This window comes from Labilibaculum sp. (assembly GCF_041595635.1).
In the GTDB taxonomy this organism is placed as follows: domain Bacteria; phylum Bacteroidota; class Bacteroidia; order Bacteroidales; family Marinifilaceae; genus Labilibaculum.
This window is the reverse complement of the sequence record NZ_JBFHJW010000001.1, coordinates 13,009-38,215: the sequence shown is the minus strand read 5'-3', so window position 1 is coordinate 38,215 and position 25,207 is coordinate 13,009. Positions and strand designations below refer to the sequence as shown.

Here is a 25,207-nt window from a genome sequence, read left to right as displayed (position 1 = left end):
ACAGCACACATGAGTCGTAAAATTAAAAAAATTGTCGTTTTGGGAGCCGGAGTAATGGGAGCTCAAATAGCTTGTCATTTTGCCAATATTGGTACCGAAGTTCTTTTACTGGATATGCCTCCAAAAGAATTAAATTCGGAAGAAAAAAAAGCCGGACTGTCAATAGATCACCCGAAAGTAAGAAATCGAATTGTAAGCCAATTGCTTGCTCGAAGCCTTAAAATGAGTCCTGCCCCTTTGTATTTAAAAAGCTTTTCTAGTCGAATTTCTGTTGGCAACTTCGAGGATGATCTTAACCAAATTCAAGAATGCGATTGGATCATTGAAGTCATCATTGAAAACTTGGGTATCAAACAAAAATTATACAATCAAATTGAAAACTTTAGAAAGCCTGGCTCTCTGATAACCAGCAATACTTCTGGTATTCCGATTGGAATGCTCCTGGAAGGAAGATCGGAGGATTTTAAACAAAATTTCTGCGGGACTCACTTTTTTAATCCTCCACGATACCTCAAACTTCTTGAAATTATTCCTTCGAAATATACTTCAGAAAAAGTAATTGATTTTCTTACCGAATTTGGAGAAAGGCACTTAGGAAAATCGGTGGTGATTTGTAAGGATACTCCAGCTTTCATTGCCAATCGAATTGGAGTATATTCCATGATGTCGGTATTTCATCTTCAAAAAGAATTTAATCTTTCGGTTGAAGAAATAGACAAACTGACTGGGCCAATTATAGGCCGCCCAAAGTCTGCAACCTTCAGAACATGCGACCTTGTAGGCTTGGACACCCTAGTAATGGTGGCACAAAACCTTCAAAAAACACTTACTCATGATGAGTCGAAAGCTGTTTTTAAAATTCCTGATTTCATTCAAAAATTAATGGAAAATCAATGGCTGGGAGCAAAAACTGGACAAGGATTCTATAAAAAAATAAAAAATGAGGAAGGAGCAAGTGAGATTCTTAGTTTGGATCTATCTAACTTCGAATACAAGGCTAAACAACGAATTAAATTTCCCGAATTTGAGGCTGCCAAAGCCATTCCTCATCTCAACAATAGATTTAAATTGTTACTGAAAGGGGAAGGAAAAATAAGCCAATTCTACCGTAAATTATTTTTAGGATTGTTTGCTTATGTTTCCCATCGAATTCCAGAAATATCCGATGAAATTTATAAAATTGATGAAGCCATACGCACTGGGTTTGGATGGGAAATGGGACCTTTTGAAATATGGGATACCCTAGGATTGAAAAAGACCATTCCTTTAATGGAAGAAATGGAAATTCAACCTGCCACTTGGATATACAAAATGGCGAAAACAGATCAAAAATTTTATCAATTAAAAGATGGAAACCTACAATTCTTTGATCTTACCACCCAAAAATACACAACAATACCGGGAACTGAGAAATTGGTTCTTCTTAATAATTTGCGCCCTTCGCATAGCATTTGGAGCAACGAAGGCTGTAGCATTATCGACTTAGGCGATGGAGTACTTAATCTGGAATTTCACAGCAAAATGAATACCATTGGAAGTGAAATCATTCAAGGAATCAACAAAGCCATTGAGCTGGCCGAAACAGATTACAAAGCACTAATTATATCCAATGAAGGTGAAAATTTTTCAGCTGGAGCCAACATTGGCCTAGTATTTATGCTTGCCATTGAGCAAGAATACGACGAACTAGATATGGTCGTTAGAACCTTTCAGAACACCATGCTGAAATTAAAATATGCTTCGGTGCCTGTAATTGCAGCACCACACGGAATGACTCTGGGTGGAGGATGCGAAGTATGCATGCACTCCGATAAAGTAATAGCACATGCAGAGACCTATATGGGATTAGTTGAACTGGGTGTTGGCGTGATTCCAGCTGGCGGTGGTACCAAAGAATTCGCTCATCGATTATCCAATGAAATGGCTACAGATGATATTCGAACCAACCGTTTCAGAGAAAAATTCTTAAGCATAGGACAAGCTAAAGTTTCAACTTCGGCTTACGAAGCTTACGACTTGGGGTACTTACAAAGAGATATTGACGAGGTAATTGTGAGTAGAAAGCATCAATTAATTTATGCAAAAAAGACAGCTCTTCTAATGTGCGAAAAAGGCTACACTCCTCCTTTACCCACAAAAAATATTCGTGTACTAGGTGCCGAAGGATTGGCTCTGATTTACTCAGGTGCTGATGGTATGGAAGTGGCTAATTACATTTCGGAATACGATAAATACCTATCCATAGAACTTGGTAAAGTGCTTAGCGGTGGAGAATTGAGTGAACCTACTGAAGTTTCGGAAAATTATCTTCTGAATTTGGAACGAACTGCTTTTGTAAAACTTTGTCAGCAAAAGAAAACACTAGAACGAATGCAGAGTCTGCTGCAAAAAGGAAAAATTCTTCGCAACTAATAACTGAAAACTAAAATTTATGAACGCATATATAGTAGCAGCCTACCGAAGCGCTGTAGGCAAAGCAAAAAAAGGCAAACTCCGATTCATTCGTCCCGATGATTTGGCGGCCCAAGTTGTTCAGCACATCATGAAAGAGATTCCTAATTTGGAAGCAAAAATGGTAGATGATGTAATTGTTGGCAACGCAACTCCGGAGGCAGAACAAGGCTTAAACATAGGTCGAATGATTGCCCTTCTGGGGCTGGACAACGTGCATGTTCCAGGAATGACTGTCAACCGTTATTGTTCTTCAGGATTGGAGACCATAGCCATTGCTGCCTCGAAAATTGAAGCGGGTTTAGCTGATTGTATTTTTGCAGGTGGTGTTGAAATGATGTCGCTGATGCCAATGGGTGGTTGGCGTATGACTCCCAATTTAGGAATCGCAAAATCTCATCCCGATTGGTATTGGAATATGGGAATTACCGCTGAAGCCTTACAGGTGAAATACAATATATCCCGAAAGGAACAGGATGCATTTGCCTTTCACTCTCACCGAAAAGCTTTGGAAGCCTTGGCCAATAATCGTTTTAGCGATGAAATTGTCCCCATTAATGTGCTTGAAACTTATGTGGATGCCAACGACAGGGTACAAAGTAAAAAACACCTAATTTCTGTTGACGAAGGTCCTAGGATGGGAACCACCGAAGAAGCTTTAAGCAAACTTCGTCCGGTATTTGCACAAGGAGGAAGCGTTACTGCTGGAAATTCGTCTCAAGTATCAGATGGTGCAGCCTTTGTTTTAATTGTATCCGAAAAGATGCTGAAACAATTAAATGTAGAACCCATTGCTCGTTTTGTATCCTATTCGATTGCCGGAGTGGAACCCAAACACATGGGAATAGGTCCAATTGAAGCCATTCCTAAAGTTTTAAAACGGTCTGGAATTGCCATGAAGCAACTAGAACAAATAGAATTGAATGAAGCTTTTGCAGTACAAGCCCTTGCGGTGATGAAAGAAATGGATTTGAATCCTGAAATTACCAATGTAAATGGCGGTGCTATTGCGCTTGGCCATCCACTTGGCTGCACCGGAACGAAACTTTCGGTTCAAATACTTCATGAAATGAAAAAACGAAAACAGAAGTATGGTATGGTCACCATGTGCGTTGGCTCTGGGCAAGGAGCTGCTGGAATTTTTGAGATGATGTAAAAATTCCAAGTGGCAAATCGCAACCAACAAATAACAACATTCTATATTTTATTATTTACTGACAACTAAAACAAGATGGAAAAGATAAAAATAGTAAAAGGCGGACAATTCCTAGTGAAAGAAACTAGTCCTCAAGATATTTTCATTCCTGAAGAAATTTCGGAGGAACAAAAAATGATCATGGAAACATGCCATGATTTTCAAGAAAAAGAAATTCTTCCCTTATTAGATGAGATCGATAGCCAAAAAGAAGGCTTAATGACCTCGTTAATGAATAAAGCAGGTGAATTAGGATTATTAGGAATTGCGGTACCAGAAGAATATGGTGGCTTTGGTCAGGATTTAAATACCTCGATGCTGAGTACCGAAATTATGGGCGCTTACAGTTCTTTTGCAGTAGCCTACGCAGCACATGTGGGAATTGGGACCTTGCCCATTTTGTATTACGGAACCCAAGAACAGAAAGAAAAATACCTACCCAAATTGGCTAGTGGTGAATTCAAAGGTGCTTACTGCCTGACCGAACCGGGAGCAGGATCGGATGCCAACTCGGGAAAAAGCAAAGCAAAACTGACTGCTGATGGTTCCCATTATGTACTAAACGGACAGAAAATGTGGATTACCAATGGTGGATTTGCAGATATCTATACCGTTTTTGCAAAAATTGATGATGACAAAAACTTAAGTGCCTTTATTATTGAAAAAGAATTCAATGGCATTAGTCTCGGACAGGAAGAAAAAAAGATGGGAATTAAAGGTTCCTCTACCTGCATGATGTTTTTTGAAGACTGCAAGATTCCGGCAGATAATCTTCTTGGGGAACGTGGCGAAGGCTTTAAAATTGCCTTGAATATTTTGAACAATGGAAGAATAAAATTAGCTGCGGCGGTTTTAGGAGCTGGTAAAAAAATAATTACCCACTCAATAACTTATGCCAATGAGCGCATCCAATTCGGAAAGGCAATTGCTAATTTTGGCGCCATTCAATACAAAATTGCTGAGCAGGCAGTTCGAACTTATGCCGTTGAATCGGCTATTTACCGATGCAGCAACGACATACAAAACACCATGCATAATTTGATGGACGACGGAATGCCGAAAGAAAAAGCAGTAATTCAAGCTCAAAAAGAATTTGCAGCCGAAGCTGCGATCCTGAAAGTAGCGGCATCGGAAACATTAGACTATGTAAGCGATGAAGGCGTTCAAATTTATGGCGGAATGGGTTATTCCTCCGAAGCACCTATGGAACGTGCTTATCGCGATTCCCGTATCAATCGGATTTTTGAAGGAACCAACGAAATAAATCGAATGCTTGTGGTAGACTTCCTATTGCGCAAAGCCTTCAAAAATGAGTTACCTCTTCTATCGGCAGCTCAGAATGTAAGCAAAGAACTCATGTCTATTCCTGATTTTAGTGATGAAGACACTAGCTTACTTGCTCGCGAAACAAAACTCGCAAAGGGATTTAAAAAAACGGCTTTGCTAATTGCAGGTTCAGCAGCTCAGAAATTCATGCAGAAATTAAGCAGCGAACAGGAAATTCTAATGAATATTTCAGATATCATTATTGATTGTTACCAAGCAGAATCACTTTTATTGCGCGTGAAAAAATTAATTGAGCAAAATGGAGAAGATGCCTGCAGTGAGCAAATTGCGATTTGCAAAGTTTTCTTTTACGATGCTGCTGATCGAATTCACAAGAATGCCAAAGATGCTACTAATGCTATTTCGCAGGGCGATGAATTGCGAATGATCCTACTAGGATTAAAGCGTTTTACGAAACATCCGGGTTTGAATAGCAAGGTAGAACGCAGGTTAATCGCTAAAAAGTTGATCGATGAAAATAGATATTGCTTCTAATTGAGCCAGTAAAAACAGAAGGAAGGCTGCATTTTAAGACTATTCGATGATGAAAGGTAGTGAAAGTCATTAGTCTCCACTGAGCTGGGTATGCATTCTTTACAACTAAAAAAATACAAAGTAATCTTCCGACATAGGAATTAAAAATAGAAACCATCTACTTGAAGCGAACACTTGTTTCTGCTCAAATAGATGGCTTCTTTTTTATCGTAAACAATCCTATTACAAAGCAGAAAGCTCCATCTGAAAAATTCGATGAAGCTTTTGTGCATACTATTTATTTCGAAAAAATATTTTTTGCTTTTTTACTCATTATTAGGTATTACAGTAAAAAACCAATCGATGTATACATGAAGAAAATTCCGTAAGGCATAGCACTTCGATATCTGGTAAATTCAGGATATTGTGTGCCTAATAGTTCTAATACTATAAATCCTAATCCTCCAAAAAAGGCTACCAATCCCCATTTTAATGCTGGATATTGATCATACTTTACTTGTTTCTTTACTTCTACGTCTGTATTTTGATCCAAAATCTCTGCACGATCGAAGTGACCTGTTTTAATAATTTTTCTCTTTAAAAAATGTGAAGACATTGTTTGCACAAAAGTAATAATTGAATGAATATGCATACGAATCAAGATAAATTTGAGGAAACAGAATTCACTGGGAAGGAAGGAATTTTGTTGGACGACCTGCTAAAGGAATGTTTGAATGATGATTTTGAGATTGCCATTCCTACGAACTTTGCCGACCAGGTGACTGAGCGGATGGAAAAACGCAAATCGATTCGCGAGGCGCTGCTTAAACATGCTATAATGAGTCTTGGTTTGCTTGTAATTATAGGTTTTGCTATCGGTATCCTCTTCTATTTTGAAATTGACATGGCCGATGTTCTTCTCAATTATGCCCTTACTTTTAAGTTCCCGATTGCTTTTGTACTACTTACAATTACCGCGATACAGTTCGCCGATTCGCTTCTACTCAGCCGAACCAAAGAATTATTAGAATAGCTACTACTAATTTCGAAAATACAAAAGGGATAAACCATCTGATTTATCCCTTTCTATTTGTTTCAATTTATGATCTTTATTCATCTTTGTAAGTAGGTATTCTCCCTGGAGTCCATGGAGCTCCCAAAGCTTCCAGTTCTGCTTCCACTTTTTGAATATCGGCAGACAATTTCTTCAATCGCTCCAAAGCAGCAGGAAATTCTTCTTTTAGAATTTCGAATTGTTCTTTTTGCGTTTGCGTTACTGCTGATGTACTCGCCCAATGCGCACCTACAATATTTCCAATTCTATTCGATATTGGAATTTGCGCAGGAGGAATTTCTTCCCAGCTGGCACGAGCCTCTACCCCATTGAATAAGAAATCGATCGCATCAACTTCTGCTTGTAAATTCTTTACTTTTGTACTTAAACTTTCGCTAGCATCAGGCGTTTGCAATAGCGCCATTTTTATTGCGTTCATTTTGCTTTTATACGCATTATTCAACTGCATACTTCCCTGGATAGTTCTCGACATATCAGCCACTTTTTGTTGAAAAGCAACCAAAGCAGCACGATCCTCGGCTGGTAAACTTGTATTGTTTAAGGTCACTGCCTTAAAAGAAACGGCATCTGCCAATAGTTTGTATTCGCCTTTGCTTACTATTCCCATTTCCACCTGATAAACTCCCGGCATTACCAACATACCCGATCTTGCTTCTTTAGTCGGCTTAAATTCGCTGTCGTTTACCGGATTAAGCGACTGATAACGAATATCCCAATAGATTCTATTGATTCCCTTTTTAGCTGGAGTCGTAATTTTTCGAACTTTATTACCATCCTTATCTTTCACAACAAAAACAAGATATGGCGCTACTTCTTTCGCCTCATCCTCCATCTCTTTCCAACTTGGCTGAGGAATATACGAACCTGCTTTAGAAAGCTCTTTTTCCTTCTCGTTTCGAATTTGTTTTGCCGTTTTAGGTACTTCTTTTAAATAGTAGGTAAAAGCAGCACCAAAAGTAGGATTTGGAGCTGTAAAATAGGTCGCTCCCATACTTCTCTTTCCTCCTTTTTGGATGTACATTAAGGCATCCTTTACGGGGAAAAGCTGAGCCTCTTTCTCGATCATTTGAGAATTGACACTTCGCAAAGCTGAATAATCATCTAAAATAAAGAAACCACGGCCAAAACTGGCTGCAACCAAATCGCCTTCGCGCTTCTGAATGGTCAAATCGCGAACAGCAATGGTTGGGATTCCAGCTTTTAATTGAATCCAACTTTTTCCTTCATCTTTGGTAAAAAACACGCCAAATTCTGTTCCCACAAATAACAATTCAGGATCAATAAAATCTTGTTCAATGGTATGTATCGTTCCATTCTCAGGAAGATTTCCTGCTATATTCACCCAAGTATTCCCTTTATCAGCACTCTTTAAAATATAGGGTTTAAAATCATCTCGCTTGCGATTATCGAAAGATGCATAAATGATATTTTCATTGTGCTTCGAAGGTTGTAAATCACTCACATATGTATATTGTGGAATTCCAGGAAAGGAAGAATGCTTCGTCCACTGATCGCCACCGTTATCACTCACCTGAATCAATCCATCATCGGTTCCAGCGTATAACAAATTCTCTTTCAAAGGAGATTCTACCAAGGAAATAATAGTTCCGAATTGAGAGGTTGATACATGTTTTTTTACAGCATCGGCCGACCAATATTGACCCATTATTTTAAAAGAATCACGATCTTTACCCGTAGTTAAGTCACCACTAATGGTTTTCCAGGTATTTCCACGATCGTCGCTTTGGAACAACTTATTAGCCGCAGCATACAATCTTGTGTTTTTATGGCTGCTGATAATTACCGGAGCATTCCAATTCCATTTGTAAGCTGGTTCTCCTTTTGGCTCTCTAGCTTTAATCTCAATTTTCTCGCCACTTTTTCTATCGTAACGATATAAGTTCCCGTACTGATATTCGCAATAAATAATATTTGGATCTGTTGGATCTATTTGAGCCCAAAAGCCATCACCACCCAAAATTGGCTCCCAATCGGCATTTGTCACTCCTTTTTTACTGATATTCTGAGAAGGTCCACCAAGCGTATTGTTATCCTGAGTTCCGCCGTAAACATTGTAAAATGGCAATGCATTATCTACCTGAACACGGTAAAATTGTGTTACAGAAAGATTGCATTTGAACACATAGTTTTCTCCTGCATCAAAACTTTCGTAGATTCCGCCATCGCCACCTATCATGAAATGATTCGTATCGCTCGGATCAATCCAAATGGCATGATCATCAACATGTCTGTCTTTAAGACCTAATTTGGTCCAACTTTTTCCACCATCTTCGGTAAAATGGGTGTAAGTCTCTACCGAATACACTTTATCTACATCAATCGGATCACAATAAATCTCGTTATAATATTGCCCGCTACTTGCATGATCACTCATTTTCGTCCAAGATTCACCTCTATCCGTTGAACGGAAAAAACCACTTTTATCTTCAGCAGCCTCAATTATGGCATACACATAATTGTGATTCACAGGCGAAACGGCAATTCCCATTCCTCCCATATCAACACTTGGCAAACCGGATTTTAATTTCCGCCAATTCTCACCACCATCGGTTGATTTGTAGATAGCTGATTCTGGGCCACCATTTATTTTTCCATAAACATGACGACGACGTTGTTCCGATGTGGCATACATGATATCAGGATCAACAGGATCGATAATCACATTGTTCACTCCTGTGTTTTCACTGATATTTAAAACCTTCTTCCAGCTTTCTCCAGCATCGGTTGTTTTGTACAAACCGCGATCGCCTCCGGGGCCCCAAGCTGAACCTTCGGCTGCCACAAATACAATATTCGAATTGCGAGGATCAATGACAATACCACCAACATGACGAGATTCTTTCAAGCCCATATTCTTCCAGCTTTTACCGGCATCCATAGTTTTATATACGCCATCACCATAAGCTAAAGCGCGTTGATGATTGTTCTCACCTGTTCCTGCCCAAACTACATTGCTGTTATTCGGATCCATAGTTACTACGCCAATAGAATAGGAACCATACTTATCAAAAACTGGTTCCCAAGTAGTTCCATTGTTAATGGTTTTAAAGATATTACCACTAGCAACTCCCACGTAGTATTCACTATGATTGTTTGGATTTACAGCAAAATCAGCAATACGACCTGAAGTGGTTGCAGGACCAATATTCCTGAATTTTAATCCACTCACCAGACTCGAATTCATTAAGGTATCGATTACTGGTTCTATCGTTTTCTTTTTTGCGTGCAGGAATTCGGGCTGAAATAGCATTCCCACAAACAACATAAAAAAACAAGCTTTTTTCAAGTTGTGTGTTAAAGTATTCATGAGTTATAATTTAAGGTAAAATAAAAGCGAAATAGAAAGATCTAACTTTTCTCAGATCTTTTAAGATGCGCATTCCATGAATGTTGAATTTACAGGATATCGCACTATTATCCAAAGGCTTTACATTATTTCAACAACAATATTTATGCATATTAAAATGAGAGTATTCAACGAAACCTTCACGATTTCCTTCCAAAAGAAAATCCGATTCTTTCGAATCGGATTTTCTAATTATCTTCTTTTTCGCAGCCAGATTCTTTCTCCAACTACCACTCTATAATCTTTTTTCACACCATTAAACTTGCACACCTTTTTCAGCTTCACACCATATTCCTGGGCTATTCCATACAAGTTTTCTCCTTCTTTTGCTCTATGAAAATTATATCCTCGAGCTGCTCTACCACGTTTATTATGTAAGTACAATCTCTGATTTACCTGAAGTATGTAATTCTTAGGCAAATCGTTATATCTCAACAGTTTTTTTCGAGTAACGCCTAAATTTTTCTCAATACTGTAAAAGGTATCACCCTTTTTAGTAAGAATGTAGTGAATTCCATTGGCAATTTCCAAACGAGCACCAAAAGGATCAATTTCCAGATCTGAATCAATATCCGCCAAATAGGGATCCTCAGGCTCTTCAATAATCAAATTATCACCCTTTCCTTTTTGATCCAACCGATGCAAACCTTCCTCTTCAATAATCTTTATCAATCGATGTGCATAGCTAGGATCGGTTGCATATCCAGCTTTTTTCAAACCATGCGCCCAGCCCTTATAATCGTCGGAATCATATTTAAACAAAAAAGCATAACGCGAACGAGTGGTTAAAAATTCAGAGTGATCTTTGTACGAATCGTAAGCATGATCGTATTTTCGAAAGCATTCATTTCTGCGATCATCGTCCATTTTCATACTCGGCCCCGACCAATCATGACACTTAATTCCAAAATGATTATTGCCTTTTGTAGCTAGCAACGAATTTCCATTTCCCGACTCCAATAAACCTTGTGCCAAAGTTATGCTTGCAGGAATTCCTGTTCTCAACATTTCTTGAACAGCCAAAGATTGGTATTTCTGTATGTATTCTTTCCTTGTTAATCCGCTGGCAAAAATGCTGGTAGTTGCCACAATACTTAGTAAGAGGTATAAAAAAGCTCTTTTCATTCCTTGAAGATTATTTGAATCATGTTAAAAATGGGAAATGAATCTATTATTCCATATATTAGCCTCAATTTCCAAAACAACCATAAAAATAGAACAATCCTGTTATCCTCCGTTAGTTTAAACGATTTATTTAATTAACATTTTATTTTTGAGGTGCAAAACACCCTTTTATACTTGTTAACGATATTCATTGAAAACGATATATTAATTTCCAGAAGTATTGATTTAATTAGCCTTTAAAATGGACACAAGGCTTCACTTTTAAAAGTGAAAACAGTAATCAACAAAAAAACAATCTGAGCAAACAGAAAATCAATGAAGAAAACTCAAATTATTACTACAGTAATTGAATACGATAGTGTGAACGAACTATCACAACAGGATCAGTTGTTGGTAAAAAATGCCAAAGAAACAGCTCTTAACTCCTATGCTCCCTACTCAAAATTTAATGTAGGAGCAGCTGTGCAATTAAACAATGGCGAAATAATACAGGGAAACAATCAGGAGAATTCGGCTTATCCTTCGGGCTTATGTGCCGAACGTGTTGCTATTTTTTATGCCAACGCCAAGTTTCCCAATGTACCTGTGCAAGCGATTGCTATTACAGCCAGAACAAATGGCAGCTTTTTAGAAACTCCAGTTCCTCCTTGCGGCTCGTGTCGTCAGGTTTTACTGGAAACCGAAGCTCGATACAAGCAACCGATCAAAGTGATTCTTTGTGGAGAGAAAAAGATCAAAATTGTGGAGAGTATTCGGGAATTACTACCTATTTTCTTCGATAAAGAAATGTTGGACGAATAGTTTTATAAGCAGTCAGAACTTTGCTGTGCGCTGTTGTTATTTCTTTTCTCTCTATAATAAAATAGTAAAAAGAAAAGCTCACATTAACATGCAATTGATATTTTCGCAGATTAATTGAAAATCACTGACAAAAATTGGATACAAAAAAGGCTGATGCAATTCAAATGCATCAGCCTTTTTGTATTTCTTTAATCTTTAGACTAACTTATCTAATTCTCTCCACAAATTATCATTCTTAGGTACTGGAGCAACAATCTTAATGGGCTCTTGCTTTACCGGATGAATGAAAGAAATTTCACGAGCATGAAGTCCAATTCCACCTCCAGATTTCGATCGGGGAGCTCCATACTTCAAATCCCCACGAATGGGAACACCAATTTTGGCCAGCTGTGCTCGAATCTGATGATGACGCCCAGTATGTAAAGTAACTTCCAATAAGAAATAGTTCTGCGAACGAGTAATTAACTTGTAATCTAAAACGGCTTCTTTAGCTCCTTTTTTAAGTTTATCGAAAGCATTGGTTCTGTTCCTCTCCTCATTTTTCAACAAATAATGAGTTAATCTTTCCTCTTCCAAACGAGGGCATTTTTGAACAATTGCCCAATAGATCTTACTAATTTCTTTATCCTTCTGCTGAAACATCATGCTTAAGCGCGTTAAGGCTTTGCTTGTTTTGGCAAACAGAACAACTCCACTCACGGGTCTATCAATACGATGTGGTACGCCTAAAAATACATCTCCAGGTTTGTTGTACTTCTCCTTTATATAAGCTTTTACCTTTTCGCTTAACGGCTCATCGCCTGTTTTATCCCCCTGAACAATATCGCCACATCTTTTATTTACAGCAATTATATGGTTGTCTTCGAATAATATATCCAATTTTTCTTTCGCCATCTTTTTAAACTAATAATTATGAATTAGTATTGTTCTCTTTCGTTCGGGAAATCTTTTGATTTCACATCCCCGATATAGGTTTCTACAGCTCCTTGTATTTCCGCGAATAAATTATGATATCGACGCAAGAAACGAGGAGAAAATTCCTGAGTGATGCCTAACATATCGTGCAGGACTAAAACCTGACCATCAACACCGCCACCAGCACCAATTCCAATCACTGGAATGCTAACGCTTTTGGCTACTTTAGCAGCTAAAGAAGCAGGAATTTTTTCCAAAACAAGAGCAAAACAACCTGCTTCTTCCAACATGATAGCATCTTCGACTAATTTTTGTGCCTCTTCTTCCTCTTTGGCACGAACGGCATAGGTTCCAAACTTATGAATCGACTGTGGTGTTAAACCTAAATGTCCCATTACTGGGATTCCAGCAGAAAGAATACGATTTACTGATTCCAGAACTTCACGACCGCCTTCTAATTTAACTGCATCGGCACTAGCTTCTTTCATAATACGAATAGAAGAGTTCAAGGCTTCTTTTGAGTTACCCTGATAGGTTCCAAAAGGAAGATCGACAACCACCAAAGCTCTCTGCACAGCTCTAACAACCGATGCACCATGATAAATCATTTGATCCAATGTAATTGGCAAAGTTGTTTCGTGTCCGGCCATTACATTAGAGGCTGAATCACCAACCAGAATCACATCTATTCCAGCTCTATCAACAATGGTTGCCATGGAAAAATCATAGGAAGTAAGCATTGATATTTTCTCACCCTTCAATTTCATTTCTGAAAGTACATGTGTCGTAACTCTCTTAGCCGACGCTTTATGGATTGACATTTTTTTAAAATTTTAATCTTAACAATACCCATGTAAGTCGAATCATCATTAGGTCAATAAACTTAGCTTGAACTAGATCCTAAGCTCTCACATTGAAATATACAATTAATATGGTTATCTAATAATCTGAACGAAAACTCAACAAATAATTTCCTTTGTAAAAGAAAACATTTGCGATGTATCTCGTCAATAAAATATTATTCTTAGTCCTTACTACTAAATTGCAAAGGTATAAAATAAGACATAAGCGACAAGAAGAAAGGAAACAAGCTGTTAGCAATTTTAGCATGAGCTTGAATGTATTCTTTTTACGCTGTCCTCGGTGCATCTGAATTTCTCTTCTTCAAAGAAAGTCAGAATGATGAAATTCTGTCTTTTTGGCAGAAAGCATGTCATACAAATCCAAAAAAAATTACTTCCAATGCCAGAATAACACCTCTTTTGGCAAAATAACTAATGGCACAGGCTTTGATAATTTGAGGGCGGATGAAATAAACATCCCAAACAATTAATACAATTTAGAACATTAAATAAATACTAAAAATGGGTAAAATAATTGGAATTGACTTAGGAACAACCAACTCTTGTGTTTCTGTAATGGAGGGTAACGAGCCTGTTGTTATTCCTAATAGCGAAGGTAAAAGAACAACACCATCAATTGTTGCTTTTATAGAAAATGGGGAAAGAAAAGTTGGGGATCCTGCAAAACGTCAGGCTATTACAAATCCAACAAAAACAATTTCTTCTATCAAAAGGTTTATGGGAGAAAGCTACGACAAAGTAACAAAAGAAATTGGTCGTGTTCCTTATAAAGTAATCAAAGGAGATAACAACACTCCACGTGTTGAGATCGATGATCGTAAATATTCACCACAAGAAATCTCAGCTATGGTTCTTCAAAAAATGAAGAAAACTGCTGAAGATTATCTAGGACAAGAGGTAACTGAAGCGGTTATTACCGTTCCTGCTTACTTTAACGATGCACAACGTCAAGCTACTAAAGAAGCTGGAGAAATTGCTGGTCTTACAGTAAAAAGAATTATCAACGAGCCAACAGCGGCATCTTTAGCCTATGGTCTTGACAAGAAAGATCAGGACATGAAAATTGCTGTTTTTGACCTTGGTGGTGGTACTTTCGATATCTCTGTTTTGGAGTTAGGCGACGGTGTATTCGAAGTTAAATCTACTAACGGTGATACTCACCTTGGTGGTGATGATTTCGATCAAGTAATTATCGACTGGTTGGCTGATGAATTCTTAAAAGATGAAAACATCGATCTACGTAAAGATCCTATGGCTCTTCAACGTTTAAAAGAAGCTGCCGAAAAAGCAAAAGTTGAGCTTTCTAGTTCTACTAGCACAGAAATCAACTTGCCTTATATTATGCCAGTTGACGGGATTCCCAAACACCTTGTTAAGTCATTATCACGTGCTCAATTCGAGCAATTGTCTGATAAACTAATTCAAGCAGTTCTTGAGCCATGTAAATTGGCGTTGAAAGATGCAGGAGTTTCTACTTCAGATATCAACGAAGTAATTTTAGTAGGTGGTTCGACTCGTATTCCAGCAATTCAAAATATCGTTCAAGATTTCTTCGGAAAAACTCCTTCGAAAGGTGTTAATCCTGATGAAGTTGTTGCAGTTGGTGCTGCAATTCAAGGTGGTGTTCTTACCGGTGAGGTAAAAGATGTACTTCTTTTGGATGTTACTCCTCTTTCTTTGGGTATTGAAACAATGGGTAGCGTTATGACTAAATTAATTGAGTCGAACACTACGATTCCTACTAAGAAAACTGAAACTTTTACAACTGCTGCTGATAATCAGCCTTCTGTAGAAATTCATATTCTTCAGGGTGAGCGTCCAATGGCAAATGGTAACAAAACAATTGGTCGTTTCCATTTGGATAGCATTCCACCAGCACCTCGTGGAATTCCTCAAATCGAAGTTACTTTTGATATTGATGCGAATGGTATCTTAAATGTATCTGCAAAAGACAAAGGAACAGGAAAAGAGCAAAATATTCGTATCGAGGCATCTTCAGGATTATCTGATTCAGAAATCCAAAGAATGAGAGAAGAAGCTAAAGCCAATGAGGCAGCCGATAACCAAGCAAAAGAAAAAGTAGATGCTTTGAACAAAGCTGACAGCATGATTTTCCAAACTGAAAAACAGTTGAAAGAAATCGGCGATAAACTTCCAGCTGACAAAAAGCAACCTATCGAAACTGCTTTAACCAAGTTAAAAGAAGCTCACAAAGCTCAGGATGTTGATGCATGTAATGCTGCGGTTGAAGAATTAAACACTGTATTCCAAGCTGCATCTCAGGAAATGTACAATGCTCAGGCACAAGATGCCCAAGCAGGTCAACCTGGTGGAGAAGCTCACGCTACTGCGGATGCAAAAAAAGATGACGAAGTTACTGATGTAGATTTCGAAGAAGTTAAGTAAGCTACTATTATAGACAATAGTCAAAAATAACTAAACCCCAGTAAAACAATGTTTTACTGGGGTTTTTCTTTTTATTCACTTTTTAAAAATATTGGATTTTTACTATATTTTGAGCTATATTTGTACCATAATAATACCGGAACTTAATTAGTGATGAAATGGCACTTATGAGTACTTAATAAAAATTGTGGCACTTAAACGATGACGAAATGACAACTACGAAAATTCAAAAACAATGTGCTATCTGTGGAAAATCATTTACTCCAAAAACAGTAAATTCTATTCATTGCTCAAGGAACTGTACTAATATTGCCTATAGAAAAAGAAAAGCTCAACTCAAAAAGAAAGAACAATTAGAAGCTATTGCTAATAAAATTCCAGATAATCGTAAATACCTTTCTGTGCGTGAAGCAATCAATCTTTTTGGAGTAACGAAAAGCACACTTTACAGACATATACGTCAAGGAACAATCCCTGCGATCAATTTAGGTACTCGCCTAATTCGAATAGATCGTTCTATCTTGGAAAAAATGTTTTCTTTTCGAAAAGATACGTTTGAAGAAAATAAATCGCCAACAGTAAAACTATATCGTCTTGAACCTGAAGATTGTTATACAATTGGTGAAATCTCTAAAAAATTTGGAATATCCGATAGTTCAGTCTATAAACACATTCGGAAGTTTTCAATTCCTATTCGTCAAATTGGAAAATATGTTTATGCTCCTAAATCTGAAATAGATAATATTTACAAGGGCAAGAAAAATTCATCTTCATGAAACAACTTTCAAAAACAAAAGTAACAGTTAGGCTTCGCAAAGCAGATGATCGAGAAGAATGGTATATTTATTTAGAAAGTTACCCGGTACTTGTACCAGGCAAAACAAAGCCTCAACGTATTCGGGAATATCTGAACAGAAATGTTACTACCGTTGAATGGGATAAAAAGAGGATTGCCCGAACCAATCCCGATGGTAAAAAAACATACAAACCCAAGCGAGACGACAATGGCATAATTATATGCCGCAGCGAAATTGATACAGAAAGTATATTGTACGCAGATGGTGTTCGAAAACTACGCCAGCGAGAATATGACCATGCAGATTTATATAATGATACAGAAAGTGCAAGAGCTGAGCAGAAAGAACGATCACAACATAACTTCGTTGAATATTTTGAAAAACTAATTTTTAAACGTCATGCCAATAGTTCCAAATCCATTCAGGTTAATTGGCAACGTACCCATGAACTTCTACAAATATTTGCAGGAGATATTATTTTGTTCTCGCAATTAAATATTGCTACAGCTGAAGACTTTAGACTTTTCCTTTTCACAGCACCAATGGGAGGCTTTAAAAACGGAACTATCTCTCATAATACTGCTGCAACCTATTTTTCAGTATTCAAAGCAGCCCTTAAACAAGCCTTTATTGAAGGATATCTGGAAAACGATTTATCTGCTAAAATTAAAGGGATTCAAGATCAGGAGTCTCGTCGTGAATATTTAACTATAAAAGAACTAAATAAACTTGTTGCAACTCCCTGCGAGCGAGATGTTCTTAAAAGAGCTGCTCTATTCTCTGCTCTTACCGGATTAAGGCATATTGATATTCAAAACCTCAGGTGGAGAGAAATTAGCATAGAAGAGAAACAAGCAAGACTTCATTTTACCCAACAAAAAACGAAAGGTGTTGAGTACATGCCTATATCAGAACAAGCTCTACAACTGTGCGGGAAACCCGGACGACCCAATAAATTTATTTTCGAAGATTTGCCTGATCCTTCCTGGATTTCTCGACCTCTCAAAAATTGGATAAAAGCTGCAGGAATTAAAAAGAAAATCACTTTTCATTGCTTTCGTCATACATTTGCCACCTTACAATTAAGCAATGGAACTGACATCTACACTGTAAGTAAAATGCTTGGCCACACAAATGTGAAAACAACACAGGTTTACGCCAAAGTAATAGACGAAAAGAAAAACAAAGCAACACAGGCAATAAAATTAGATGGTATCGAAAATATAAACCTTTAGTTATTATTGTTTATATTTAAGGATGCATCCAAAATATCTCGAACATATCCTTATATTCTCTTTGGTCCTATTCGGTTGCCTAATATTGGGAAGTGTTGCGAGAATATTTGTAATTAATATTGGTACAGATAGCTTTACTGCCAATACAATATTTTGGATTTTTATACTCTTAGGAATTATAGCCTATGTTTTAATTGCCATCTTCCTTGATAGTCTTTACTCTGCTATTGTCAACTTATTTTTTCGGAAAAAGGAATCAATAATTCTATCCAATAAGAATTCAAATATTTCGAAGAATCTTGAAAAAATAAGAATTGAACAACAAAAACTGAATGATCAGAATTCCCAAATTAAAAAGAAAATTGCCATTAAATATATCCAAAAAGAATTTGCTGCTTACTGCTCTGATGAAGATCTGGATTTACTTTGCAAATATGTAACTTTGTATGCAGAAAAGCATTCTTTACAAGATATAAAACCACTAATAATAGATGGTTTATCAAACCTTGACTTCTACCATTTTGGATGGAATATCTGGAAACATTTTAAGGTAGGAAAACAAGAAGAGGTTTCTTCTTTCCTTAAAACTGTATTTGAAAATCAGCTAAAAGAAGTGGAGATTTATACCATAAAAAGTCATCTGAAAGATGATGAACAAAAAGGAATCATCAAAATCAGAAAAGTCCTTAGGGAATAATAACAACAAACATTCATTACTATTTTTTGTGTTTTTATTGTGTTTTTCTCTGTGTACTGAAACACAGTAAAAACACATGTTTCATTTGCATCATAACCATAAACAACAATCGTTATGAATACAGATGAAATTTCTTTTGACAATTTACCGAAAGCCATTGCTCACCTGGTAGATGAAGTAGAAAAACTAAAACTTCTTATTGAGAAGAGTCAGACTCCTATTACTCCAAAAAGACGTATCCCTGTTGGGATTGATGAAGCCAGTCATATCATTGGCAAAGCAAAACAAACCATTTATTCAATGGTTCAAAAGCGCCAGATCCCCTGCTACAAGAATGGAAAAAAACTATACTTTTTTGAAGATGAACTATTGAAATGGATCACTAAGGGAAAAAAGAAAACGATGATAGAAATTGAAAATGAGGCAAAAATAGAATTCAGGAAACGGTCTAAAGGTATCCGAAGATGAATCTGTTTGAATTATTAAACCATTTTTGGCGAGTAGATGAACAGAAGAATTTTACCGGAAATGAAACTCGTTTGTACTTTTTCCTGATTCATTTAGCAAACCGTTCTTTTTGGGCAAAGTGGATTGAATTTGCAGACAAACGTATGGCAGCTAATGTCAATATATCACTACAAGTGTTGAAATCTGCCCGAGAAAGATTGAAAGATGCTGAACTGCTAAACTATATTCCTGGGGGTGGTTATAGGGTTAAAACTAAGTATCAGATTCTGACACCTAAACCCAAACTTAAATCCTCGCCCTACTATATTAATAATAAGACTATAGATAAAAACTTAAAGATGAATTCAAATGGAAAGAAAAAGGGATTTGTCCACACAGGAAGCGATTTCGATTAGACAGGGTTCTATTGAAGCATTACAAAATGATGCTAAAGAAATTATTGCTGATGAAAAGAATAAAATTCGGCAACGACGCTTCCTTCTGCCATTCAAGTATTCCGAATTTCGAAACTTGTTTGTCATGTTCGGAACTGCTTGCTTACAGAAACGACACCAAAACAGAAGCTTTGTTATCGATAAAAACAACGAACCAGCAATACAGCAACTTCACTATTACTCAACCAATAATACTGCTTTTGCAGGAAATTTAAACAAAGGAATTTTACTGCAAGGAAAATATGGATGTGGAAAAACCATACTTCTTGAAACTTATTCCATGCTTCACAATCATATTATAAGAAAGTACTGTCTCAACTATCCCCTGCTTTTGTTTATCAAATCTATAGAATTACAAGAACAGATCCGGAAAAAATCTGCCAGTCATTTTACTCGTCGTCCAATAATTATTGATGAATTTGGACGTGAATCAAAAACAGTTCAGGATTATGGAAATATTATTCGTCCCATATCCGAATTATTGAGTCTGAGAAGTGATTTTGGAACTCTAACTCATGGCACTTCAAATTTTACTCTGAATACGCTTTCGACTGATGAATTTTATGGCAGCATGATCGGTGACCGTTTGAGAATGATGTTCAACTTCATCACTTTGCATGGTGAAAGCAGGAGAATTTAAGATTTCAGGACACCTACAGTTTTTCTGAGGAGCAAGTTTGTGTTTTGGTCTGACCAAAACCTTGCTCTTCGAGGCAAAACATCCCGCCGGTCTCATAAATCTAACAGATATGAAAAGAATAAAAATTAGAAATACAAATGGCCGCCCAAGCAAAAGTCTATCTGAAAAAAAGAACTATAAAGTAACTGTTAAAATGGCGACAGAAGAATTTTATACACTGAAGGCCAAAGCCAATTTTGCAGGGATTAACCATAGCGAATTTATTCGGCGGTGTATTTGTTCCTCTGTGGTAAAACAAAGGCTTACGCCTCAATTAATGGGATACATTCGTAAGCTTTGCGGTATGGCAAACAATATAAATCAAATTGCTCGTACAGCAAATACTGTAGGCTATTCAAATATACATAGTGAATGCATTAACATGACTAAAAACTTGGATAGATTAATTAAACGAATTGAAAATGATTGCTAAAATTGTTCAGGGAAGCGGTTTTAAGGGAGCTATAAACTATGTTCTGGAAAAAAAAGATGCTAGCCTGCTTTATGGGAAAGGTGTTCGCTTAAAAGATAAGGCATCAATCATTCAAAGTTTCATCACACAAAGTAAAATGAAACCAAATATATCGAAACCAGTAGCACATATCTCACTTGATTTTTCAGCACAAGACAAAGCCCGTTTAACGGATCAATTCATGACTGATATGGCTCAGAAATATCTTAAAAAAATGGGATATGAAAATACACAATACATTATTGTTCGTCACTTTGATACTGAGCATCCACACATACACTTAATAATTAACCGTATTGATAATAATGGGAATCGAATCTCTGATAAAAAAGAAAAGCTGCGCAACACCAAAATTTGTATTGAACTGACGAAAAGGTACGGTTTATATATTGCTTCAGGGAAAGAGAATGTAAAAGAATACCGGCTAAGGGAACCTGATAAAACCAAATATGAAATCTATCGAACTCTTCAGTCTGCAATTTCTAAATCAAGAAATTGGTTAGATCTAGAAAGTGAACTTTGGAAATCAGAAATTAGCATTGAACTGAGAAAAAATGGAAGCACAAACAAAATTCAGGGAGTTCTCTTTAGTAAAAACGGTTATAAATTCAATGGCTCTAAGGTTGACAGATCGTTTAGTTATTCCAAAATTAATTTCCGCCTGCAACAAAACGAATGGTCATTGAATCTGCAAACAAAACCAAGTTATCAAAACAAGACAAACACAACATCAAAACATATTTTATTGAAAGATTTAGTCAACACCCTGAATACAACTGTAAATAATGAATATGATGCCGGTTTATTAAAACAAAAATTACAAAAGCGAAAAAAAAGGAAAAAAGGTTTTAGAAGATAAAAATCATTAGATATGAATGACAATAGTTTTATTAGCGCCATGTTTGAAGAAATCAAAAAGAAGGTTTCTGTTATTGAGAAAAAATTAGAGCAACAAAACATCTCTCCAGCCCAAGCTGAATCTCCTGCTGAAACAGAAAAAAAAGATAAAACAATTACAACAAATGATCTTTTAGTTTTGATGCAAAAAATCATAATTCATTGTACTCAAAAAGAATTTCAACAGATTCTTCCGCAACTTAAAGACTCTAACAAAGAACTTTTAGAGCGAATTAGTGATTTACAATCTAATTTTCAAAAAGAGAAATGTCATCCTAAAATTTGGAAAAAAGATACTCTAATTAATAATCTTAAACTTTGGAAAATCAGCTCAATTATCATTGTAGCATCACTCCTATTTTGTGTAATTATAATAACAATTAAAAACACAAGACTGACTGACAATGATTTAAAATTCAGATATATTAATTCAATCCATAGTATAGATTCAACTAGCTTGCAAAATATCGAAACAATATTTCATATCAACAGAGATGAAGAATCAATAAATAACATCCGCAAGAATGTGGAAGAATACGAATCAAAAGCTAAAAAAGAGTTGTTTTTAAAGACAAACTGGTACTATTGAAAACATCAAATTCACCAGAAATAAAAAGGCTATCAATAGTATTTTTAGTTTAATGTAATCCCAAATCAACAACAAAGATGTTCAATTGAATTCAAACAAGCCTGCGGTTAAAAAAGACTTCGGCATAAAGGCAACAAATCATTGCACAAGAGTTTTTGTGAATAATTTTTCTCTTTTGCATGAATACTCCATTCTCATTCTTCGAATGGAAAATTCATTGCAAATAAGCGGTAAAAACACTTGTGCTTTAATTTGCCATCAGCCCACGATCCCATTTATTCCGATTCCTTTTGTAATTTGAATTAAATTGATTGAAGGATGTTTAAGATTTGGGAATTCACAAATTATTTCCGCTGCAGGTAATTGAAATTGAGTTCATAATCAGTCAAAAAAAAGCTCCAAAAAAAATACTGGAGCTCTCATCATATTAGTTTAAAAGTTACATGTCATCCAAAGATTTGTGCGATACTTCTAGATTTATTCTCAATCTTATTGAGTAAAGCAATCTCTTTTTCCCTATTATAAAATTTCATCCGTTTATAATTTAATTTTGTTGTCAGATGGAAGTCGCCAATTTAATCATGCACGTGTGCATTAAAACTTATCTGATGGCTCGTTTCATAGTTCTCTTTTGTATTTATCGAAACCAGCGTTACCGTAACCACCATTACTGTAATACAAATATTGTATTTGTATATGAGAAAAGTTGATTAGAAATGATAAGCTGAACTCATTTACCAACTGGTATCTCAGGAGTAATTTGGTATTGCCATATAGAAACCTCTGTCGGACTTTTGCAGCAGTCCGAAGAGGGAACGCCATATTTCCTTTTTCTATTTCCTTATTTGTGGTACGGGGCCAAGTTCCTGACCAAAGAGATTCAGAACCTGATTGACTTTATCCATTCTCAATGTGATTTTACCCTGCTCCATATCACGTATAAACCTAATACCAACTCCAGCTTTATCAGCCAGATCTTGTTGAGTTAAATTTAACAACTTCCTTTTTTCTTTTATGAATATGGGTAGTGCCATATGTGCAATATTTAAACCATTATACCTTATCGGGTATAAATATACAATATTTTGCCTAATTATACCTTATCGGGTATAAAATCATATATGAAGTGGAATATTATACCTTATCGGGTATAGTTTAAATGGCCGTCGTGCTATAGGAGATGATTTCTTTGCAACTCTGTTCGTAAAAAATTACAGATAATGAGGATTATTAATTCAAAACTACTTGTTCCATCCCAATAGGAATTGTGAGGATTTTGGAAGCCCTGGCGGACTTTTTGCAGCAGCCCGAAGAAGGAACGCCATATTTCATGTTCCTATTTCCTTCTTTTTTTTTGTAAATTACGTCTATATATGAGCTAAGTAATACTGACATATTTTAAACTCAATAATTAACAAGATTAAAGTGGATATTCTTTGAGTATCCACTTTTTTTCGAAATTCTAACATACAGATATGTTGATTCAAAAACATATTTCGCGCTTATGCATTGCTGGACAATAAACTCGATAATCTATCACATCCAATATGGATTTAATTGTTGTGGGTGATTCGGAGCCTCTGATGAAGTGAGAATTCGAAATGAAACTGGTAATAAATTCGATTATGGATTAAAAATCCGAAACTCATTACCCGTAGATTATTACCTACACCGTACACAAGCTCATTAAGCTGTTAACAAACGCAGGAGCAGGGTGAAAGAGCTTTTATATGGAAGGAGGGCGCATTTGTGGTAAATCCCATTTATTTAACATCTTAGGTCTCAAAACATCTGACAGCTAAAAAAAATAACCAAAAGTAGAACCTTTTCCTGCCCTGTTTTTGCTTAAGTTTATTAGACATCTGAAAACACAGGAGCCTCCATCATAAATTTGAAGGAGTTCAGTCTTCCATTCAGGAGATGATTTAGCCAGCTGCTTTGTAATGGCTTGTACATGGACAAACTTATTGCCTTGCTCATCTACAACAGGCACATACTGGCGATAGTAATCCTTTGGATCAATCTGAAAGTCTTCCATTTTACCTAAACTTGAAAAGAGTTCTTCAGCGACGGGAAAATCTTTCTCTACCCGACGGTTGTATGCCTTAAAGGATTTCAACAAGAGACTTTCAGTTTGCCGAATTTCATCCTTACTCAAAGTAGATTTGACTACCTTACGGTTGCCAAAATCGACATAGACATCAATACAGGGGCTATAGTAAGTAATGGAATAAGAGATTTTACGAAGATCAATTTTCTGCATATATGGAACTTCCTTTTTTAGTTTTGAATAGAAGAAATTTAAACAGACTCCAAAGATAAAGACCTGACTGCTTTTAGAAAACTGTTAGGTCTTATATTTCGGGATACATCGACAGTCTTTTGTTTTGCTACCACCGTCAGGGCGGAGAACCACTGACGGGGTTGTATTTTAATTGTATTCCGTTTTTGATTCGGCGGCCATTTGGGCTTCCACATTTCATCTTCGCACAATGCAAAGCAAAAAAAGGATTAAAAATCCGAAATTCATTACCCGCAGATTACAAATCTGCAGGAGCGGAGTAAGTAAAACAAAACTCCCACAAAAGAACAGTATTTTACTCACGAATATAATGACCCTAAAACCAAAATCAATAGTATTACAATACAAGCAAATAAAAATGAAACAGATTCACTTTTATCTTCATCTTCATCTTCGATATCTGTGTTCTCTTCTTCATTATTTTGAACAACCTGTAACTTAGCAGCTTCTAAAATCCCATCCCTTTTCGATATATACTTCATTTCCAGATACTGCCCCACTTGTTCAATGGAATTGACAAACTCTGGGATCTTATTCTCGTTTACCAAAAAAGCATACTCCGCTTTTCCATCTACTTTAAGAGCAAGTACAGAATCGTCGGCAAATCCATGCTTAAACATACGTGACTCTGTCTTGGTA

General features: G+C 36.4%; 24 protein-coding genes. 15 read left to right on the top strand and 9 right to left on the bottom strand.

From position 1 onward, the window contains the following. The first annotated feature begins 9 nt into the window (after nt 1-9). From ABYT26_RS00175 to ABYT26_RS00165, 3 genes are all read left to right on the top strand, one after another. Nucleotides 10-2,412 (top strand): 3-hydroxyacyl-CoA dehydrogenase NAD-binding domain-containing protein, encoded by a 2,403-nt coding sequence (locus ABYT26_RS00175; RefSeq protein WP_372750848.1) that lies wholly within the window; start codon nt 10-12, stop codon nt 2,410-2,412. Between the two features lie 19 nt (nt 2,413-2,431). Further along, nucleotides 2,432-3,607 carry an acetyl-CoA C-acyltransferase gene (locus ABYT26_RS00170; protein ID WP_372750847.1) on the top strand — a complete coding sequence of 392 codons (1,176 nt, stop codon included), beginning with the start codon at nt 2,432-2,434 and terminating at the stop codon, nt 3,605-3,607. 75 nt (nt 3,608-3,682) lie between these two features. Continuing rightward, a complete protein-coding gene (locus ABYT26_RS00165; RefSeq protein WP_372750846.1) occupies nt 3,683-5,467 on the top strand; it encodes an acyl-CoA dehydrogenase family protein in 1,785 nt (594 codons plus the stop codon). Between the two features lie 322 nt (nt 5,468-5,789). Here the strand turns inward: ABYT26_RS00165 and ABYT26_RS00160 are convergent, their stop codons facing one another. Continuing rightward, nucleotides 5,790-6,062, bottom strand: a complete 273-nt coding sequence (locus ABYT26_RS00160) for a hypothetical protein (RefSeq protein ID WP_372750845.1) — start codon at nt 6,060-6,062, stop codon at nt 5,790-5,792. 30 nt (nt 6,063-6,092) lie between these two features. Between ABYT26_RS00160 and ABYT26_RS00155 the strand changes: the two genes are divergently transcribed. Further along, entirely contained in the window at nt 6,093-6,479 is a 387-nt protein-coding gene (locus tag ABYT26_RS00155) for a hypothetical protein (RefSeq protein ID WP_372750844.1), read from the top strand. Nucleotides 6,480-6,555: 76 nt separating this feature from the next. Here ABYT26_RS00155 and ABYT26_RS00150 read toward each other — a convergent pair whose 3' ends face one another. Then, nucleotides 6,556-9,849, bottom strand: coding sequence for a hypothetical protein (locus tag ABYT26_RS00150; protein ID WP_372750843.1), 3,294 nt, complete (start codon nt 9,847-9,849; stop codon nt 6,556-6,558). A gap of 231 nt (nt 9,850-10,080) precedes the next feature. Beyond that, nucleotides 10,081-11,013, bottom strand: coding sequence for a glucosaminidase domain-containing protein (locus tag ABYT26_RS00145; RefSeq protein ID WP_372750842.1), 933 nt, complete (start codon nt 11,011-11,013; stop codon nt 10,081-10,083). 315 nt (nt 11,014-11,328) lie between these two features. Between ABYT26_RS00145 and ABYT26_RS00140 the strand changes: the two genes are divergently transcribed. Then, nucleotides 11,329-11,814, top strand: coding sequence for a cytidine deaminase (locus ABYT26_RS00140; protein ID WP_372750841.1), 486 nt, complete (start codon nt 11,329-11,331; stop codon nt 11,812-11,814). A gap of 195 nt (nt 11,815-12,009) precedes the next feature. Here ABYT26_RS00140 and ABYT26_RS00135 read toward each other — a convergent pair whose 3' ends face one another. Next, the gene (locus ABYT26_RS00135; RefSeq protein ID WP_372750840.1) at nt 12,010-12,708 is read right to left on the bottom strand and encodes an RluA family pseudouridine synthase; all 699 of its coding nucleotides are present in this window, start codon (nt 12,706-12,708) and stop codon (nt 12,010-12,012) included. A gap of 23 nt (nt 12,709-12,731) precedes the next feature. Then, a complete protein-coding gene (panB, locus tag ABYT26_RS00130; protein ID WP_372750839.1) occupies nt 12,732-13,550 on the bottom strand; it encodes a 3-methyl-2-oxobutanoate hydroxymethyltransferase in 819 nt (272 codons plus the stop codon). Between the two features lie 543 nt (nt 13,551-14,093). Here panB and dnaK point away from each other — a divergent pair. The 10 genes from dnaK (at nt 14,094) to ABYT26_RS00080 (ending at nt 22,266) form a co-directional block, all read left to right on the top strand. Continuing rightward, nucleotides 14,094-15,998, top strand: a complete 1,905-nt coding sequence (gene dnaK / locus ABYT26_RS00125; protein ID WP_372750838.1) for a molecular chaperone DnaK — start codon at nt 14,094-14,096, stop codon at nt 15,996-15,998. A gap of 209 nt (nt 15,999-16,207) precedes the next feature. Next, nucleotides 16,208-16,774, top strand: coding sequence for a helix-turn-helix domain-containing protein (locus ABYT26_RS00120; RefSeq protein ID WP_372750837.1), 567 nt, complete (start codon nt 16,208-16,210; stop codon nt 16,772-16,774). Further along, nucleotides 16,771-18,030 (top strand): site-specific integrase, encoded by a 1,260-nt coding sequence (locus ABYT26_RS00115; RefSeq protein ID WP_372750836.1) that lies wholly within the window; start codon nt 16,771-16,773, stop codon nt 18,028-18,030. Before ABYT26_RS00120 ends, ABYT26_RS00115 begins: the two co-directional genes overlap by 4 nt. A gap of 85 nt (nt 18,031-18,115) precedes the next feature. Continuing rightward, nucleotides 18,116-18,727, top strand: coding sequence for a hypothetical protein (locus ABYT26_RS00110; protein WP_372750835.1), 612 nt, complete (start codon nt 18,116-18,118; stop codon nt 18,725-18,727). Between the two features lie 114 nt (nt 18,728-18,841). Beyond that, complete coding sequence (locus ABYT26_RS00105) at nt 18,842-19,195, top strand: helix-turn-helix domain-containing protein (protein WP_372750834.1); 354 nt, start codon at nt 18,842-18,844, stop codon at nt 19,193-19,195. Next, nucleotides 19,192-19,590 (top strand): hypothetical protein, encoded by a 399-nt coding sequence (locus ABYT26_RS00100; RefSeq protein WP_372750833.1) that lies wholly within the window; start codon nt 19,192-19,194, stop codon nt 19,588-19,590. The genes ABYT26_RS00105 and ABYT26_RS00100 overlap by 4 nt, the downstream gene beginning before the upstream one ends. Beyond that, a complete protein-coding gene (locus ABYT26_RS00095; RefSeq protein ID WP_372750832.1) occupies nt 19,544-20,269 on the top strand; it encodes a hypothetical protein in 726 nt (241 codons plus the stop codon). The genes ABYT26_RS00100 and ABYT26_RS00095 overlap by 47 nt, the downstream gene beginning before the upstream one ends. 109 nt (nt 20,270-20,378) lie before the next feature. Next, nucleotides 20,379-20,741, top strand: a complete 363-nt coding sequence (gene mobC, locus ABYT26_RS00090) for a plasmid mobilization relaxosome protein MobC (protein ID WP_372750831.1) — start codon at nt 20,379-20,381, stop codon at nt 20,739-20,741. After that, nucleotides 20,731-21,639, top strand: coding sequence for a relaxase/mobilization nuclease domain-containing protein (locus ABYT26_RS00085; RefSeq protein WP_372750830.1), 909 nt, complete (start codon nt 20,731-20,733; stop codon nt 21,637-21,639). Before mobC ends, ABYT26_RS00085 begins: the two co-directional genes overlap by 11 nt. A gap of 12 nt (nt 21,640-21,651) precedes the next feature. After that, nucleotides 21,652-22,266, top strand: coding sequence for a hypothetical protein (locus ABYT26_RS00080; protein WP_372750829.1), 615 nt, complete (start codon nt 21,652-21,654; stop codon nt 22,264-22,266). Between the two features lie 618 nt (nt 22,267-22,884). Here the strand turns inward: ABYT26_RS00080 and ABYT26_RS00075 are convergent. The 4 genes from ABYT26_RS00075 to ABYT26_RS00060 all read right to left on the bottom strand — a co-directional run bounded on the left by ABYT26_RS00075 (nt 22,885) and on the right by ABYT26_RS00060 (nt 25,188). Beyond that, on the bottom strand, nt 22,885-23,088 hold the full coding sequence (locus ABYT26_RS00075) for a hypothetical protein (RefSeq protein ID WP_372750828.1): 204 nt from the start codon (nt 23,086-23,088) through the stop codon (nt 22,885-22,887). A gap of 11 nt (nt 23,089-23,099) precedes the next feature. Continuing rightward, complete coding sequence (locus tag ABYT26_RS00070) at nt 23,100-23,300, bottom strand: helix-turn-helix transcriptional regulator (RefSeq protein WP_372750827.1); 201 nt, start codon at nt 23,298-23,300, stop codon at nt 23,100-23,102. Between the two features lie 764 nt (nt 23,301-24,064). Continuing rightward, nucleotides 24,065-24,529, bottom strand: a complete 465-nt coding sequence (locus ABYT26_RS00065; protein ID WP_372750826.1) for a hypothetical protein — start codon at nt 24,527-24,529, stop codon at nt 24,065-24,067. A gap of 338 nt (nt 24,530-24,867) precedes the next feature. Further along, a complete protein-coding gene (locus tag ABYT26_RS00060; protein ID WP_372750825.1) occupies nt 24,868-25,188 on the bottom strand; it encodes a hypothetical protein in 321 nt (106 codons plus the stop codon). Between the last annotated feature and the right edge of the window lie 19 nt (nt 25,189-25,207).